Here is a 17,310-nt window from a genome sequence, read left to right on the forward strand (position 1 = left end):
TAAGAAAATGATTATTTCAGAATTTATCTTCAGATTGGGAGCGGCACTTTTAGCCGGTCTCGCCATTGGCTTCGAACGACAGTGGCACCATAAAACTGCTGGTCTGCGCACTAATTTATTAGTCGCAACAGGTGCTGCAGTATTTGTTTTGATTTCTTTCGAGTTGAAAGAGAGCGAATCTAGTATTGACACCTCTCGTATTATTGCCCAAGTTGTAACAGGTGTGGGTTTTTTAGGTGCAGGCATTATTTTTCGGGAAGGTAATAATGTTCATGGCCTAACCTCAGCAGCAACTATTTGGTGTAGTGCTGCAATTGGCTGTCTGGCGGCTTCGGGTTTTTTTATAGAAACCCTTGTATGTACCATAACCGTAATAGTAGTCAATTCGTTTTTAACTCCGCTAGACAAATGGTTGAAAAACAGAAAATAAAAAGACAAAAAAACACCTATGTTTCATTCCGTACTACTATATGCTGCACTTTTTTTGGGAGTATTCTTAGAGGGTGAATTTGTGTTACTTTCAGCAGTTATTGCAGCACACCACGGCTATTTAAATATTTGGTTGGTCATTATAACCGCAATAATAGCCACAATTGGTTCTGATCTTTTTTATTTTAATATCGGTAAACATAAAGTTTCTCGCTTCGTTAATAATGGTAAGTGGTCAACTAAAATGAGCGGGGTTAAAAAGAGATTTGAAAACCATAGAATACAAACTCTTCTCGGTTATCGCTTTCTATATGGGTTTCGCGTTATTACACCTATTTTCTTAGGTACTCAAAATATAACCGCTAAAGAGTTTCTGAAATTTTCACTTTTAGGCACACTAATTTGGGCAACAATAATTACCGGATTGGGTATATTCTTTGGCGAATTAATAATTAGATACCTGAATGACCTTGAAAAAGTTGAATTCTATATTATTGGTGCTCTTCTAATAATCGCTTTGCTATCTATACTCTTTCGATTTAAAAAAAAGTAATATGAATACATTTACTAGCAGTATTTCTAAACAAGAATTTCCAAAGAGCGAACAAGTTTTTGGTAACACGATACGAAAATCAATTTTTGATGTAATTCTAAGTGACTACCCTAGCTTCAATAAAAAAAATTCAATATCTATTACTGAACTTAACCTGTATCGCCAAAAATATCTTTCTGGTTATTTAGTAAAAGAGGTTGGTGAGCTTTCCCATTTAGAAGAAGATGTTCTAAAGACATTGAACGACCATGAAATTATCTCAGAAAAGGAGGGTGAGGGAACTACCAAATCGAGCTTCGGTCAACAACTTGCTGATAAGGTTGCCGCATTTGGCGGCAGCTGGAAATTCATCATAATTTTTGCACTTATTATTTTCTTTTGGATTTCTGCGAATATCATTTTATTGGCAAACAAAGGTTTTGACCCGTACCCCTTTATTTTACTTAACCTTATTTTATCATGTTTAGCGGCACTTCAAGCACCTGTAATTATGATGAGCCAAAATAGGCAAGAAGAAAAAGACCGCGAAAGGGCAAAGCAAGATTATATGGTCAATCTAAAGGCTGAACTTGAAATTCGTACACTTCATGAAAAAATAGATCATTTAATAATACATCAGCAGCAAGAGTTATTGAATATTCAACAAATACAGGTTGAAATGCTTGAAGATATTATGAAGCAAATCAATCCGAATACATAAAATTTTACATTCTAATCCGAAAACTAATTTTCAATACATATAACGCTATATATCAATTGGTTATTTGCATCTAATAAATATTATTTCATCTACTAAAACTTTAACTCCTCTTTAGAATCGGCATGTACATTTAGGCTCAAATTAGTCTAATTACAGTATATATGTTGACCTATCTTTTTCCTAAGCGCTTTTCTCTACTTAAAGCATTTGTGTTACTATTTATTTCTTTATCATTCTTGGTTCGGCTCACATTTTTTATATGGGGGTTTTCTGAGGTAGATGCCCATTTGGGTGCTATTATAAAAACCTTCATTACAGGGCTATTCTACGATGTTGGTACGCTCTCTATATTTATGATGCCCTTTTTGTTATACCTATTCATTTTTCCGAAAAAATGGTACGGTTCTTTGGTAGATAGAGCCATTACCTGGTTCGGATTCTTTATTGCTATTTTGATCATCTATTTTTCATTCTTCGGCGAGTTTACTTTTTGGGACGAATTTCAACGTCGATTCAACTTTATAGCGGTAGACTATTTAATCTACACCTATGAAGTTGTTAAGAATATTAATGAATCATATCCGCTTCCATTGCTATTAGGCACGCTTATTTCATTGGTAGCACTTACCCTATTTATCAGCTTTAAAAGAAAGGTTTTTCACGCTACTTTCAAAAATGAAACAACCTTTAAACAACGAGCTTTTGCAACTTTGCCTTGGGTTGCCATTTGTGTCTTCTTTTCTTTCTTCATTACAAATGCTCAAGCAGAATGGTCAAAGAATAGGTATAACAACGAAATATCTAAGGCAGGTATCTATTCGTTTTTTGCAGCTTTTAGAAATAATGAACTCGCCTTTTCTGAATTTTATAGCACCATGCCAGAAACAGAGGCATTTGCTAATGTAAAGAACCAGTATCTGCCTTTTAAAGTTGAATTTACACATCCAAATAAAAATGAAATCTACAGAACGGTTCATACCTTAGACACTACTATTGTCGCACTAAAACCCAATGTCATATTTATCTGTATAGAAAGCCTGAGCGGCAAGTACTTAAATAGCTTGGGTAATGATGAAAATATCACTCCCGTTTTAGACTCCCTTGCAAATCACAGTCTATTCTTCAATAATCTATACGCGACAGGCACACGTACGGTTCGCGGTATGGAAGCTATCACACTTTCTATACCACCAACACCCGGTAGAAGTATTGTAAAACGAAGTAATAATACCGGACTTTTTACCATCGGTGAAGTTTTTAAAAATCAAGGGTACGACCGTAATTTCTTTTATGGTGGTGATGGCTATTTTGATAATATGAATACCTTTTTTGGAGGAAACGGATTCAATATTATTGATAGAGGGCGTGGCTTTCTTTTAGATGAGGCAATTACCGTAAAACGCACTAATATTGAAGACGATGAGGTTACCTTCGAAAATGCATGGGGTGTTTGCGATGAAGATATTTATAACAAGGTGCTTAAAGAAGCCGATATTGCCCATGAATCTGGCAAACCGTTTTTCGATTTTGTCATGACAACTTCGAACCATAAGCCTTTTACATATCCTGAAGGGAAAATAGATATACCTTCTGGTACAGGTAGAAATGGAGCCGTAAAATACACCGATTTTGCTATTGGTGCCTTTTTAAAAGAAGCCCAAAAGAAACCTTGGTTCGCAAATACCGTATTTGTAATTATGAGTGATCACTGTGCAAGTAGTGCGGGCAAGTGGGAACTTGATGTAGCAAACTATCATATACCTGCCTTTATATATAATCTACAGAACAAACCACCCGCTAAAATTAATACGCTTTGTTCTCAGATAGACGTTTTCCCTACCTTATTTTCTACCTTGGGGTGGAATTATGAAAGCAACCTTTTTGGTATGGATATTTTAAAAATGAGACCACAAGATGAGCGTGCTTTCATTGGAAACTACCGAAAATTAGGATACCTGAAAGACAATAAAGTAATGGTGCTGGGCGATGGTGAAACTGTTAATTTTTATGATTGGAATGCACTTGACAATAGTTTAAAAAATACCACAATGGACGAGTCTTTTAAAAAATTGGCGATTTCGAACTACCAAGTAGCAGATGAGCTGTACCACAATGGCGGACTCCAATTAAAATCTCTAAAAGAATGATTCGCATACACTTTATTGTAAACCCTATAGCAGGCCACGGCCATGCTTCATTTACTAAAGAAGACCTACAGCCTTATTTTATAAGAGGTATACATGAATTGACCGTTAAAATTTCTGAATATAAAAAACATGCTACCGAATTAACCAAATCGTCTATTTTAGAAAATGCGAACATAATTGTTGCTTGTGGGGGCGATGGTACCATTAACGAAGTAGCATCATGCTTAATAGGTACCAATATCGCTTTGGGCATTTTACCCATGGGTTCTGGCAACGGGCTGGCATCTAATCTTAAAATACCTAAAAAAAGACGAAAGGCGTTAGAGATTATTAGGAATAAACACATCGAACATATGGATGTAGGTAAGATAAATGGTCGTTATTTCTTTAGTAATACCGGTGTTGGCTTCGATGCTAGTTTAATTAAACACTATGAGTCTTCTGAAAAAAGAACATTATTAGGCTACATACGGGCTTGTGCAACTACATTTAGAGATATCAATAAAAATACTCCTCTTTCTATTGTTGTAGATGAAGAGGTGCCTATGGCGAACCCATTTATTATTCTAATTTCCAACTCAAACGAAATGGGATATAAATTAAGCCTAACTCCAAAAGCATCGCTACAAGACGGATTATTAGATGTTTTGGTAATTAAAAATATTAGCCGCATAAAAATGCTGTGGTTAGGGTTTTTGATTCTCATTAGAAAAGTGCATTGGCTAAAAGAATCTAGAAGTTTTCAGACCAAAAATGTACATATAAAATGTAATCAATCAGATTTCTTTGATACTCAAGTAGACGGTGAGCATAAGAGAATAGATACTAATGAGCTCACTATTTCATTAGTTGAAAAATCGTTATTTGTGCTAACACCTCAATAATGAAATAGCTTTCAACTTTAAATTCTCTTTAGAATTGTAATTTAATTTTCCTCAAAAATTAAATACAGTATTATATGCTTACTCTTTTAAAGCCAAATTTATTTTGTACCAAACTGGCTATTCTTTTTCTTATTACCACCTCAATGCATACTTATGGTCAAGGCGATGCTATACAAACTTCAGGTGATGTACTGCTTTTTGCCATGCCGGCATCTGCACTTGCAGGTAGTTTAATAGAAGGTGATTACGAAGGTACTTTGCAATTCGCAAAAGGTTTTGCCGTTAACCAAGCTGTAACAATCGGACTTAAATATGCTCTTAATAAAGACAGGCCCTATGGTGGTGGTGAAAGAGCTTTTCCGTCTGGGCATACCTCAACAACTTTTCAAAGTGCCGCATTTATTCAAAAAAGATATGGTTGGGGTTATGGTTTACCCGCATATCTTCTTGCCGGTTACACTGGTTTTAGTAGAATAAATGCCAAAAAACATGATGGCTGGGATGTTCTTGCCGGTGCCGTAGTAGGTGTTGGTAGTGCCTATATTTTTACTACACCATACCAAAAAGAACATATGCAACTAAGCTTTTCGAACGATGCCGACAGCTTTTTACTTGGTTTCGTCTATAAATTTTAATTACCTATCAAAACTAAGATGGGCAACGTCATGACTACAACTGTAATGCGCGTTGTCTGCCGCGTACACTGCTGAATCTGCTGAACTTTGGGCTTCTTTCATTAAACGCTGTGCTTTACGCATATAGTATTGTAAGTTACCTAGGTTGTTCGCCTTGGCAGCATTCTTTACATTTTCAAAAGCTTCGGTTGAAAAATCGCGAGAATCTATAGTATGTCTTTCAGCATCGATAGTATAGCTCATGGCATCTTCTAAACCACATGTTTGAGAATCGTATTGCGCTTCTGAAGCTAAAATTACTGCTTCATCGGCAGCATTAACTGCCTGTCCTATTAATAGCATTGCTGTTTTAGTATTTTTTCGTGCCGTACTTATAGAGGCGTCAAAAGAAGCAATCTCAACAGCGGTACTCAATGAATCTGAGAGCTGACTAAATTGCGTCATGTACTGCTGTACATCGCTGATTTCACTCTTAAAAACTTCGCATTGGGCTTGAATATAAGTTGATGTAAAAAACAGTACGGCAACTTTTAAATAGGTTTTAATCGTAATCATATTTGGGGGAAAATTTGATTGTTAAAGATACTAACTGCTTTATTTTACAAATCGTATTATTATTAGGCCAACTGCACAAAATAAAGAAAATTCCTGTTAATTATTGAATTAAGGTTATCAAAACCAGTGCTCAAAACAATGCCTAAGTTTCAATATCTTTAAAAATTGAATCGTAGTGCTAAAACATGACTAAAGAATCCATCCGAAAAATACTTTCTGAATTTAACCTCAACGGAAATTCATTAAAATGGACACCCCTCACTAGCGGACTCATTAATGACACGTATTTGGTTACGGAAGATGATGACCAACAATATATACTTCAAAAGATAAATACCCAGGTGTTTAAAAATGCTAGTATTCTGATGGATAATATTCAATTTGCTTTACCTGTGCTTAAAGCAGACGATTACAGCCAAATTACTTTTCTGAATACAACTGCAGGAACCAATCATCTCATGCAGGATAATGATTTCTGGCGGATGATGACCTACATACCCAATAGTACCACCTATAATACAACAACCGAAACCTCAACTGCCTTTGAAGCGGGATGCATTATTGGCAAGTTTCATCAGCTCTTGCTACATACAGATACTGGGCTGTTTAAAGAAACGCTACCAAAATTTCATGATCTAGTCTTTAGAAATAAAGAGTTTCAAGAAGCACTGCAGAATGCTGATGCACAAAAAACAGAAATTGCCGACGTCGCCATTAAAAAGGCAAAGTCATTTCTCAAAGAACTTCAACATTTAGACACTACTGATTTGCCAGTTAGAATTTGCCATAACGATACAAAGCTTAATAATATCTTATTCTCTAAATCGACAAAAAAAGCATTGTGTCTTATTGACTTAGACACCATTATGAAGGGCTATTTCTTCTATGATTTTGGTGATGCTATTAGAACTGTAGTTAACAATGCACCTGAAGATGAGCAAAACCACGAATTGATAAATTTTGATGAATCATTGTTTAAAGCTTTTGTTGATGGTTTAGCTGATAACAGCTCATTTTTAACTGCCGCAGATAAAGATAGTTTACCATTAGGTGCCGTTTTTATGCCATTTATTCATGGGTTACGTGCATTAACTGATTACCTAAACAATAACAGGTATTACAAAGTCACTTATGAGAATCAGAATTTAGATCGTTGTTATAGTCTCTTTAATTTTGCTGATAAGGCACTCAGCAAAAAAGATTTTATGGCAGCTTATATCGCAAAAGTCCTTGTTTAATTATTTACTATTAATCCATCTATCAACTTGCGCACTTTAGCGCTATTCCAATCTGCGGCACCGGTTTCTTTTATGACGATTTTTCCTGTAGTACCAATTACATAATTAGTGGGGATGCTATTTTCTTGTAATATTTCGGGAGCTTGCATTTGTGGAAAATAAATAGGTAGTTCATAACCTCTCTTTTCAATAAACCGCTGCACTCTTTCTGGTTCTTCTTGAGTCAGTAATATAAAATTGACATTGTCTCCGTAGTCTTTATACAATTCTTGAATTCCTGGTAATTCTGCAATACATGGGGGACACCAAGTTGCCCAATAACTAATAAAAGTAACCTTGCCTTTACCTATCAATATGCTTTGAGTTTCACCCTGTAAATCAACAACAGCATATTGAAACGGAGTAACCATATTCTGGTCTTCTTCATCTTCAATACTGGGTGACCAAATTACTACTTTCAGTTTATTGACGGCAACCTGAATTGGTGTTCTTGTTTGCGGAATTATCAACAACAAAATGAACACCACAAATAGGATATCACTGATTTTAAATTTTCGCTTTTTCATGTGATATGTGGGTCGAAATACTTGGTGATTGTTTACGGAAATTTTAATTTCACAAACAAAATAACACTATTTTACCTCTTTAATATATAATACAGCCTATAAAAAATAATATTGTTCAAATTATAGCGTGGTTATGAATTCTTTCGTTCTTTTAAATATCCATTCAAAACAACACCAAACAAGGCAAGCCAAAGTAAACGGAAAACCCAAATATTCATATCAATTCCAAAAAATTGACCTGTATCGCTGTCTCCAACAAAACTATATGCTATTTCAATTATCGCTATGACCATTCCAACAATTGATAATATTTTTTTCATAATTCTGATTTTGTATTCTTATTAAATAGCTAAATCTTATTTTCTGGAATCTAACTCCTTTTTTAGCGCATTCATATTCTTTACATTTAAAGGTATAATTACTGATAACGCTAACGGAACTGCCAATAAAGGAGTAAGCCCATCTTGTATAGAAACGTATATAAAAAAGAATAAAACTCCAGTTAATACAATTGCCAAAAGCCACACCATAGTTTTTGCAGCAGTATGTTTTTTGAGCAGTTCTTCTGTACTCAATTTAGAGAGCGATTCTTGATTCATATTTGATAACTTAAATTTATATCACCAGGTTCCTTTCTCCTATAAATCTAAGAAAGCTGCTGCTGAAACGTCAAGAAAATCTAAACTGATTCCTCTTCTTTAGACTTGTTGTATTTAGTGAACTCAACCTTTTTATCTTCTAAGATTTTATAGAACCTACGGTGACTAATTTTAAGGTCTTTCGTAATTTGAGCTACCTTTTTCTTTTTCTTCTTGTAAAGTTTGATCTCTGCAGTTACGGCTTTGTTGAAGTAATATTTATGAAGCGCCTCAACAACCTCTAGTTCTGTTTTTCCGTTAGTGCTAACCAACCGGTCTATTTCAGATTTTATTTCTTGTAAGCCTTTCATATAGATACTTATTTTTCAGGCACAGCAGCTGAGAACTTATTAATAAGGTCAGCATACTTATCTAAATCTTCTAGAGAATGATTGCCATAATCATTAACAATGTCGAACTTTATATTGTTGTTCGCCAAAAAAGTGGCTACTCTTTCAAGCTCTTCGGGGGAACCTTTAATCTCAATTTTTGCCATTATTAACAAATGCGTTTTACGTAGTGTTGCCTAAATTTAATACTATTCTTTGAATTTGGTACGGTAAAATATGCCGCCAAGGCATATACCTATTAAAGTTAATTGATTTTTTAGAATTTTCGCTGATACACTGCTAAATCAACAGATTTTCTTAAAACTAAGCTTTAGTGTTTTGCTTGAATGGGGTAATTGAAGTATAAGAAGTCTTGTCTCGGACGGACATCAATAAAAAAGCCCAATAATAAATAGCAACACTAATGAATTCTGGGGGAACTTTAGTTTACCAATATTAAGGGCTATTTCAATTTAATATTTAATTAGGAAATACAAAAATCAGTTTTTTGAATTTAATTGAAGTTTACAAGATATAAACTACTTAAAAACCAAGAAAGCAGCCTTTTAGGCCGCTTTCTATTATCTAAAAAAATATTTTAAAAAGAAAAATTCGTTTTTACATTTGCAAGGTATTTCTACTAAATAATTATCGAAGCTTACATCAAATATTTCTACTGCGCCTGAATATTATTAGTTTTTTAGTATTTAACTATTCTGCAGCTCCTTCAAAAATGGAGTTGAAAATAAGCTTATACGTTCCTCTTGGTTGTGCCCTAAACTGTGGTCTGAATGCAAATAACACCACAGCGCCTTTTCCATATTTCGCTTTTACCATAGCCGGTTTTTTAGCTATATACTTTTTCTCGCCCATTGCCCAGCCACTCATCAACAAATCTTTCTCTGCATAATTGGCTATTACCTCAACTTCTGGTAACGGTGCATCTTTAATGTCTTCTGTACCACCTTCCCCTTTTTTACTTTGCTTATCAATAACAAAAGCTCGACTCTTATTGAACGAAACCGCAACCGTGTCTTGCATACCAAATGCTAATGGATGTGTAGTATCTATGCCTGTTTTAATCAATGAACCCGGGATAAAGAACTCTGTACTCTCTGTGCCTTCAGTCGCATCTTTTAATGGTAAACCAAATTGCTCTATGACATAGTTACTTGCTTCATCAAAAGCCAATAACGTACCTCCGTTTTTTACATAATTGCTCAATGCCAATGATCCTTCTAAACCAATGCCACCAGTAAATTTCACTGGCATGGACAAAGCTGAATTGCCATGTAAAATTGATTTTGGTCGTTGCGACGGTAATATTAAAACATCATACTGAGATAAATCTTTTGTTTGAATGTCTTTATCGTGAAGGGTATCGGTTTCGAACGAATATTCATCCATTATAAAACGAGTCCATCCTTCATCCATATTAGAAACCCACGACTTGTACAATCCTACTTTAGGCGCATGTACTTTCGTTAGTTCTACTTTAGGTTCTGCGGATAATCCTATTACTTCTAAACCATATTCAGCTGCCAAATCTTCAACAGAAGCGCTACCGCCAGAGACGATATAAGCACCTGCCGGATATGTTGTTTTCCCCGATTTGAAGGATGCCTTTGTTTTATACGCCGTACCACCTGCTTTTAATACTTTATTGGTGACAATGACAGATGCGTTAGTGTTGGCACTTAGTAAATATCCGAAGGAAGCATTCCCCTTTACATCACCTTCATAATATGATGCTTCGTCTAATACCTTTTCAGTTGCTACCTCAAAAGGCTCTGCAATTTTATCAACCGCAATTCCCATTTGCATAGGCAATGTCCAACCTGCTAAGTCATATGGAGTATCTGGTGGTCCACCTGGGTATTGAAAACGTGTTGGGTAATTTTGCTTCTCTAACAAATCCATCAAATAAGGTCTAAACGCTTGTGCCGTATAAATTACATAAGCACCTTTTTCATATTTCTTTCCGTTGACTTCAAAACTTTTGGTTGTTTTTTCAATTTCGATTCCGCCTTTAAGCAAAACGTTTACCAAGTTTACAGACTCAAAAGCATCCCATTGATCTTTCCCGATTATGTAAGCAAACGGACCTCCTTCTTTCGACTTTTCAATTGCCGAAGCTCCCATTTTGTAAATGTTGTACAGGTAATTGCTCTTACGGTCTGCTGCTAAGTCTAGCGTTGCCCAAGTTGCAGTCAACATATAATCTACAGCATCGCGAAAATGAGATTCGCCACCTTTCCATGGGTCCGGGTACATAATATCTGTACCATCGGTTGGTGTGCCACCAGCAACGGTTTTAGGTAATTTCTCTGGATCATAGAATCTTGGTGTTGGTGATGTATGTCCGGTCTCCGTTAAAATTCCGATCATATTATGGTAGTATGGCACTGTACGCCCACCGCCGTTCCAGAACATGGTATAGAAATTATCGGCAATTGCACCTGGCATATTCTCTAATGAAAATCTTTTGGTCATTGCAGAACCTAGCTCACTTACACCTGCAGTAATCGCTGGGTGAATTCTTGGGTTTACTGGATCTGCATATGGTGGTAATGATATTTTTGTCCAAGATGGTGAAGATTGGTGGTGGTTATACACGATCTGCGGATACCACTCATTGTACAATATCTTAGTAACATTATACGTCTCTGGCATGGTATTCATGAACCAGTCTCGGTTGTTATCATGACCCATGTAGTAGTGATATAAAATTGGAGGTCGCGATGTTTCATAAGCGGTGCCTAAGTTCTTTTTGTACCAATCAACAACAATATCTAACCCATCAGGATTCATTACAGGCATCAATATCGTAATGACATTCTCCCTGATTTTTTTCATTTCTGTAGTTTCTGATGTGGTCAAAGTATACGCCAGTTCAGATGTCATTTGCCCATGCGCCAATTCGGTAGAGTGCATACCGCCATCGATCCAAACCACAGCTTTACCTTCTTCAGATAGTTTCATAGCCTCGTCATTTGAAACCTGAACACGAGCTAGTTTAGTACTAATGTCTTTCCATTTGTCTAAATCTTTAAGGTTCTCTTCGCTAGAAATAAATAAGATGTACATTTTTCTACCCAATACGGTAGTTCCGATTTCTACTTTTTTAACGCGTTCAGAAGAAGCGTCTAGTTTAGAAAGGTAGTCTTCAATTTGGCTGTAGTCTGCCAGTTTATAATCGGCACCAACCTTAAAACCATATACATCTTCGGGAGTAGGTACGGTTTGTGCCATCGTCAGAGATATGCACGAACTAGATAGTAGGAGCGCCATTAAGACGAACTTGTAGCATTTAAATTTTAAAATCATCTTGAGTTAGTTTGAATTGAACAGTAATTTAAACAAATGGAAATAGAAAAATAAATTCTTAAAAGAGTAAAATAGGAAAACTTGCTAATTTTTTATTGTTGGTAATTTAAACCTACTTCTCTTGCCAAATAATTAAACTATTCTGCACATAGATTTTATTTTTGTTAGAATTACATCACACTCAAAATAAATAGTACTCATATAGAGCACCATTCTTATTAATACGACAAACTTAATTATTGGTGTTTTCCTATTTTTATTGAAAATTATCCTTGATTTATTCAGGACTACAACTAATATGGTGCTATGAGTAATGAAAGCTACAGAATTTGTCAAAATTGCGGGACCGTAAACTTAAATCGCGATTATTGTGAGAACTGCGGAAATATTATAAACATCAACCTTAAAAGAAGGTTAGAACGTGAGAAAAAGAACAAGGAAAAGTTGGCTTCTATAAAGGTGAAAGAAAAAAACGATATCACTTTATTTTTTGAAAATGCGAAGGTTCATGAAAACATTTTTATTCGCTATATCTCTCGCTTTTTTTATTCTATTTGGATCGTAGTACTCGCCATAGGTTCTTTTTTAGCTTTAGTCTTCGGCTATATTGCCGCTTAGCTTATCAAATGTTTTTGTTAGATTTCCTTCTTAAAATGTTCAAAACCATCGTAAAGAAATATTATTTTCCCGTATTTATAATTACTGGACTCTTAGTATACCTGCTCCAACGCTATAATGCTGATATTCCAACACTTATAAACAATTATCTGAACGATTTTTTGTGTATGCCCATTGTTCTCAAAATAGGTCTCTTCAGTATCCGATATATAAAATCTGACGAACACATAGTACTCCCTTTGCCGCTACAAATTATAACGACCTTCCTATTCATAATTTATTTTGAGGTGGTACTTCCTAGTTATAATGAGCGGTACACGGCAGATATTTTAGATGTTGCTGCCTATTCCCTAGGGCTCATTTTATTTATAGGCATTGAAGGATTTCAGAAAGACAATTTTAGTGCAGATAATTAAGATTAATAGCTAAATTACCTATTGATGAATACTAATTTATTCTGAACCCATGCTATAAACTATTACAAGAAGTTCGTTCTACAATATAAAAAACTACATTAAATCAAATGATCTAATGGAGTTTTAAAAGTGGTCCCACCTATCCAAAAGTTGACCACCTGTCACAATAGTTATCGGGAGAGGTCAGGTGTTCTTCATCTCACAAAATATCTTATCTCGTAGCTCGGCATATTTAGCCAAGTTCCGAATGTAAACACTGCTCTTCATTGATTTTATTTTCGTTCTAGTCGAATTGCATGGGCATAATCATCGCAATCAATCTTTAAAAACAAAACCCAATCTTGTGTGATAGAAGTAAACCTTTTTGTACCATAAGTACCTGCATTGTGATTTTCAATACGTTGTTCTAAATCTTCATGGCATGCACCGTTATAGAATTTATTGAGTGCTTTACTGTGGAGAATGTAAGTATGTGAAGACATGATTGGAAATAAAAAAACCCCTTTAAATCTAGTGATTTTAAAGGAGTTTTATATGTGGTCCCACCTTACTTAAAGGAAGACCACCTGTCCCGATAGCTATCGGGAGAGTCAGGTGCTCCTGGTTTCATTATATATTTTATCTCGTAGCTCGGCATATTTAGTCAAGTTCCAAATGTAAACACTGCTTTTCATGGATTTTATTTTTCGTTCTAGTCGAATTGCATGGGCATAATCATCGCAATCAATCTTTAAAAACAAAATCCAATCTTGTGTGATAGAAGTAAAACTTTTTGTACCATAAGTACCTGCATTGTGATTTTCAATACGTTGTTCTAAATCTTCATGGCATGCACCGATATAGAATTTATTGAGTGCTTTACTATGTAGAATGTAAGTGAATGAGGACATGCCTAAAAATAAAAAAACTCCATTAAATCAAATGATTTAATGGAGTTTTAAATGTGGTCCCACCTGGACTCGAACCAGGGACCACCTGATTATGAGTCAGGTGCTCTAACCAGCTGAGCTATAGGACCGGTAACAATTCTATGTGTTGTTCTGTAAAATCATATTTAGATTTAAACCGGTGCTCAAACCAGTTATTACAAAACCCGCGAATTGCGGATGCAATATTACTACTTATTTTTAACTGTCACAAACAAAATAAAGCTTACTCTTTAATTTCTTGACACAACTCTACCAACACCCCATTTGCTGTCTTTGGGTGAACGAAGGCTACTAGCTTATTATCAGCACCTTTTTTAGGTTTTTCATTCAACAATGTGAAGCCTTCTTTTTTTAACCGTTTCATTTCTTCGACGATATCTTCTACCTCAAAAGCTACATGATGTATGCCTTCTCCCTTTTTTTCTAAGAATTTGGCTATAGGTCCGTCTGGTTCTGTGGCTGCTAGAAGCTCTATTTTATTAGGTCCGTTTTTAAAGAAAGAAGTCATTACGCCTTCCGATGCTACTTCTTCTTGTTTATAGGGAGCTACGCCTAATAATTTCTCGAAAAGCGCATTAGAATCCTCCATGTTCCTTACCGCTATACCTAAATGTTCAATCTTTTTCATGCCTTATTTGCTTCAGTGTACATCATATAGGGGTTAAGATACAATTTCTATGTATTTTTGCAGTATGGAAACGCAAAGACAACGTAAAATAGCTGGAGTCATTCAGAAAGATATTGTAGACATTCTACAAAAGGCTGCCATTGATGGCGGACTACGAAATACGCTTATCTCCGTTTCTAAGGTTGCGGTGACTACCGATTTATCTATCGCGAAAGTATATTTAAGCATTTTCCCAAATGATAAGGCTGGCGAATTAATGGAAGGGATTAAGTCTAACCAGCCACTTATTAAACATGAACTTTCTCAGCGTACACGCAACCAATTGCGTAGAGTACCCGAGTTGTTGTTTTACCTTGATGATTCTTTAGATTACATTGAGAATATTGAAAAGTCATTAAAACGCGAAGAAAACCCAATAGAAAACAGAGATTTGTTGCCTAAACGTAAAAAAAGCTGATCGGTTGAATTTTCCTCTCTATATCGCTAAAAGGTATGTGCGTTCTAAAAGTACCCAGAACGCGGTCAACATTATTAATTTTATTACCTTTTTAGTTATAGTTATTGGCTCTGCAGCACTGTTTATTGTGCTTTCGGCTTTCGCCGGATTAAAAACATTTAGTCTTTCGTTTACAGAATCTTTTGATCCAGATTTAAAAGCTTCGCCCGTAGCCGGAAAGATTTTTACCATTACTCCTGAACAAGAACAACGTTTACATTCTGTAGACGGGCTCGCATTTTACTCCAAAGAGCTCGAAGAAAAAGTATCTCTTGAGCATCGTGGCAAAAACCATATTGCCTACATAAAAGGTGTTGATAGTAATTATACTAAAGTAACCGGTGTCGATAGTACGCTATACATTGGCGACTGGACTATTAATGACACTCAAGTGGTATCAGGTTTGGGCATTGCTAATATTTTAGGGGTAACCATCAACCAATTTCGAAGCCCCATGCAGATCTATGCTTTTAAACCTGGTAAAGGCTCTATTTCGCAACAAAGTATTTCATCGCTCTACAATCAACTGCCCATGGTTATTGGCGGTGTGTATGCTGTTGAGGCTGATTTAGATAATAAATATGTATTTGCCGATTTACGATTGACGCAAGCGTTACTTGAAAAAGATTCCCTTTCTATTTCTGGTATTAATTTTAAGATGGATGAAGGTGTAGAACCAAGTGCTGTACGTTCAGAAATTCAATCTATTTTAGGGTCTAATGTGCAATTGAAAAACAGACAACAACTGAATAGTACGCTCTATAAAATGTTGAATACCGAGAATGTGGCTACATACCTCATCTTTACCTTGGTACTTATCATCGCGCTTTTTAATGTTGTAGGTGCTATAATCATGATGATTTTAGACAAGCAGCAGAATTCTAAAACCCTTTATAGCCTAGGTACAACAATTAAAGAACTACGTAGAATTTACTTTGTACAGGGAATTTTAGTAACCGGTTTCGGCGGATTTATTGGAGTCTTAATAGGTGTGCTAATCGTATGGTCACAACTTGCTTTTAGCTGGTTGAAAATTACGCCGTCGTTGGCTTATCCTGTGAAATTTGAATTCATCAATATTGTCATTGTTCTTGCTACCATTATTGTACTAGGTATCATTGCATCTAAAATTGCAAGTAGCCGAATCAATAAAAAATTGGTTGATCTTTAAACGGTAGTAAACTTGTGGTCTCCAAACTTCTCTAATACCTCATCAAAGGCAGCAAATACTGATGCAGAATCATCGCTAGTCACCATTTTCATGCGATACTCCTTAAAGTTAGGAATGCCTTTGAAATAGTTGGTATAATGCCTACGGGTTTCGAAAACACCTAATATTTCACCCTTCCAATCTATAGACATTTGCAAATGACGACGTGCGGCATCTACTCGTTCTTCCATCGTTGGTGGAGCTAAATGAGTACCCGTTTCAAAGAAATGTTTTATTTCTCTAAAAATCCAAGGGTAACCTATGCTTGCACGACCGATCATGGCACCATCTAATCCGTATTCATCACGCATTTTCATGGCCGTTTCCGGAGAATTGACATCACCATTACCAAATACAGGTATATGCATTCTAGGGTTGTTCTTAACGTCTCTAATGGGGTTCCAATCAGCATTACCCTTATACATTTGAGCACGGGTTCTACCATGAATTGAAATTGCCGCACAACCTACATCTTGTAACCGTTCTGCAACCTCAACAATTCTAATAGAATCATCATCCCAACCTAGTCTTGTTTTTACCGTAATGGGCAAATTACTGTGCTCTACCATGGCCTTGGTCAAAGATACCATTAGATCGATATCTTTTAAAATTCCGGCTCCTGCTCCTCTTGATACTACTTTCTTTACAGGGCAACCAAAATTAATATCTATAATATCTGGTTTCGACTTTTCTACAATCTCTACAGACTGCAGCATACTCTCTAAATTAGCGCCGAATATTTGAATACCTACTGGGCGTTCCTTTTCATAAATATCTAATTTCATGACACTCTTTTCGGCATCACGAATTAATCCTTCCGAAGAAATAAATTCTGTATAAACCACATCTGCTCCTTGCTCTTTACAAAGGGCACGAAATGGTGGGTCGCTAACATCTTCCATCGGTGCTAAAAGCAACGGGAAATCAGGCAGTTGTATGTCTCCTATTTTGGGCACGGGCGTATTTTAATTTTGGGTTGCAAAGTTATATAAAAATACGACAAGGGCATTAC

General features: G+C 35.8%; 22 protein-coding genes and 1 tRNA gene. 11 read left to right on the top strand and 12 right to left on the bottom strand.

Annotated features, from left to right (window positions below):
- Positions 1–7 precede the first annotated feature (7 nt).
- The 6 genes from CLV90_RS01425 to CLV90_RS01450 all read left to right on the top strand — a co-directional run bounded on the left by CLV90_RS01425 (position 8) and on the right by CLV90_RS01450 (position 5,348).
- Complete coding sequence (locus tag CLV90_RS01425) at positions 8–430, top strand: MgtC/SapB family protein (protein ID WP_133685745.1); 423 nt, start codon at positions 8–10, stop codon at positions 428–430.
- 18 nt (positions 431–448) lie between these two features.
- Positions 449–982, top strand: a complete 534-nt coding sequence (locus tag CLV90_RS01430) for a DedA family protein (protein ID WP_133685746.1) — start codon at positions 449–451, stop codon at positions 980–982.
- A 1-nt stretch (position 983) separates the two neighbouring features.
- Complete coding sequence (locus tag CLV90_RS01435) at positions 984–1,682, top strand: DUF1003 domain-containing protein (RefSeq protein ID WP_133685747.1); 699 nt, start codon at positions 984–986, stop codon at positions 1,680–1,682.
- Between the two features lie 161 nt (positions 1,683–1,843).
- Complete coding sequence (locus tag CLV90_RS01440) at positions 1,844–3,829, top strand: LTA synthase family protein (RefSeq protein ID WP_133685748.1); 1,986 nt, start codon at positions 1,844–1,846, stop codon at positions 3,827–3,829.
- On the top strand, positions 3,826–4,713 hold the full coding sequence (locus CLV90_RS01445; protein ID WP_133685749.1) for a diacylglycerol/lipid kinase family protein: 888 nt from the start codon (positions 3,826–3,828) through the stop codon (positions 4,711–4,713). The genes CLV90_RS01440 and CLV90_RS01445 overlap by 4 nt, the downstream gene beginning before the upstream one ends.
- A 74-nt stretch (positions 4,714–4,787) precedes the next feature.
- Positions 4,788–5,348, top strand: a complete 561-nt coding sequence (locus tag CLV90_RS01450) for a phosphatase PAP2 family protein (RefSeq protein WP_133685750.1) — start codon at positions 4,788–4,790, stop codon at positions 5,346–5,348.
- On the opposite strand, the gene CLV90_RS01455 is transcribed toward CLV90_RS01450, so the two are convergent.
- Entirely contained in the window at positions 5,349–5,903 is a 555-nt protein-coding gene (locus CLV90_RS01455) for a hypothetical protein (protein ID WP_133685751.1), read from the bottom strand.
- Positions 5,904–6,088: 185 nt separating this feature from the next.
- On the opposite strand from CLV90_RS01455, the gene CLV90_RS01460 reads away from it, so the two are divergent.
- Positions 6,089–7,141: a phosphotransferase enzyme family protein gene (locus tag CLV90_RS01460; protein ID WP_133685752.1), complete on the top strand. Its 1,053-nt coding sequence runs from the start codon at positions 6,089–6,091 to the stop codon at positions 7,139–7,141.
- Here CLV90_RS01460 and CLV90_RS01465 read toward each other — a convergent pair.
- The 6 genes from CLV90_RS01465 to CLV90_RS01485 all read right to left on the bottom strand — a co-directional run bounded on the left by CLV90_RS01465 (position 7,138) and on the right by CLV90_RS01485 (position 11,926).
- Positions 7,138–7,707: a TlpA family protein disulfide reductase gene (locus CLV90_RS01465; protein WP_133685753.1), complete on the bottom strand. Its 570-nt coding sequence runs from the start codon at positions 7,705–7,707 to the stop codon at positions 7,138–7,140. The two genes, CLV90_RS01460 and CLV90_RS01465, sit on opposite strands and share 4 nt — an antisense overlap.
- Positions 7,708–7,838: 131 nt before the next feature.
- Entirely contained in the window at positions 7,839–8,027 is a 189-nt protein-coding gene (locus CLV90_RS01470) for a hypothetical protein (protein WP_133685754.1), read from the bottom strand.
- A 36-nt stretch (positions 8,028–8,063) separates the two neighbouring features.
- Positions 8,064–8,306 (bottom strand): hypothetical protein, encoded by a 243-nt coding sequence (locus tag CLV90_RS01475; protein WP_133685755.1) that lies wholly within the window; start codon positions 8,304–8,306, stop codon positions 8,064–8,066.
- 80 nt (positions 8,307–8,386) lie between these two features.
- Positions 8,387–8,656: a hypothetical protein gene (locus tag CLV90_RS01480; protein WP_133685756.1), complete on the bottom strand. Its 270-nt coding sequence runs from the start codon at positions 8,654–8,656 to the stop codon at positions 8,387–8,389.
- Between the two features lie 8 nt (positions 8,657–8,664).
- Positions 8,665–8,841: a hypothetical protein gene (locus CLV90_RS19155; RefSeq protein ID WP_166638516.1), complete on the bottom strand. Its 177-nt coding sequence runs from the start codon at positions 8,839–8,841 to the stop codon at positions 8,665–8,667.
- Positions 8,842–9,385: 544 nt separating this feature from the next.
- Positions 9,386–11,926: a M14 family metallopeptidase gene (locus CLV90_RS01485; protein ID WP_243835240.1), complete on the bottom strand. Its 2,541-nt coding sequence runs from the start codon at positions 11,924–11,926 to the stop codon at positions 9,386–9,388.
- A 381-nt stretch (positions 11,927–12,307) separates the two neighbouring features.
- On the opposite strand from CLV90_RS01485, the gene CLV90_RS01490 reads away from it, so the two are divergent.
- Together CLV90_RS01490 and CLV90_RS01495 are read left to right on the top strand one after the other, a co-directional pair.
- Complete coding sequence (locus CLV90_RS01490; protein WP_133685758.1) at positions 12,308–12,619, top strand: hypothetical protein; 312 nt, start codon at positions 12,308–12,310, stop codon at positions 12,617–12,619.
- A gap of 35 nt (positions 12,620–12,654) precedes the next feature.
- The gene (locus CLV90_RS01495; RefSeq protein WP_133685759.1) at positions 12,655–13,035 is read left to right on the top strand and encodes a hypothetical protein; all 381 of its coding nucleotides are present in this window, start codon (positions 12,655–12,657) and stop codon (positions 13,033–13,035) included.
- Between the two features lie 272 nt (positions 13,036–13,307).
- Here the strand turns inward: CLV90_RS01495 and CLV90_RS01500 are convergent, their stop codons facing one another.
- From CLV90_RS01500 to mce, 4 genes are all read right to left on the bottom strand, one after another.
- A complete protein-coding gene (locus CLV90_RS01500) occupies positions 13,308–13,517 on the bottom strand; it encodes a GIY-YIG nuclease family protein (RefSeq protein ID WP_133685760.1) in 210 nt (69 codons plus the stop codon).
- A 108-nt stretch (positions 13,518–13,625) separates the two neighbouring features.
- On the bottom strand, positions 13,626–13,925 hold the full coding sequence (locus tag CLV90_RS01505; RefSeq protein WP_133685761.1) for a GIY-YIG nuclease family protein: 300 nt from the start codon (positions 13,923–13,925) through the stop codon (positions 13,626–13,628).
- A gap of 54 nt (positions 13,926–13,979) precedes the next feature.
- A tRNA-Ile gene (locus CLV90_RS01510) sits at positions 13,980–14,053 on the bottom strand.
- Positions 14,054–14,187: 134 nt separating this feature from the next.
- Positions 14,188–14,592: a methylmalonyl-CoA epimerase gene (gene mce / locus CLV90_RS01515; RefSeq protein ID WP_133685762.1), complete on the bottom strand. Its 405-nt coding sequence runs from the start codon at positions 14,590–14,592 to the stop codon at positions 14,188–14,190.
- A 64-nt stretch (positions 14,593–14,656) separates the two neighbouring features.
- Here mce and rbfA point away from each other — a divergent pair, with 64 nt between their 5' ends.
- On the top strand, positions 14,657–15,049 hold the full coding sequence (rbfA, locus tag CLV90_RS01520; RefSeq protein WP_133685763.1) for a 30S ribosome-binding factor RbfA: 393 nt from the start codon (positions 14,657–14,659) through the stop codon (positions 15,047–15,049).
- A 4-nt stretch (positions 15,050–15,053) separates the two neighbouring features.
- Positions 15,054–16,259, top strand: a complete 1,206-nt coding sequence (locus tag CLV90_RS01525) for an ABC transporter permease (RefSeq protein ID WP_133685764.1) — start codon at positions 15,054–15,056, stop codon at positions 16,257–16,259.
- On the opposite strand, the gene dusB is transcribed toward CLV90_RS01525, so the two are convergent.
- On the bottom strand, positions 16,256–17,254 hold the full coding sequence (gene dusB, locus CLV90_RS01530) for a tRNA dihydrouridine synthase DusB (RefSeq protein ID WP_133685765.1): 999 nt from the start codon (positions 17,252–17,254) through the stop codon (positions 16,256–16,258). The two genes, CLV90_RS01525 and dusB, sit on opposite strands and share 4 nt — an antisense overlap.
- Positions 17,255–17,310: the final 56 nt, after the last annotated feature.

The organism is Maribacter spongiicola, assembly GCF_004364165.1.
Lineage (GTDB): Bacteria > Bacteroidota > Bacteroidia > Flavobacteriales > Flavobacteriaceae > Maribacter > Maribacter spongiicola.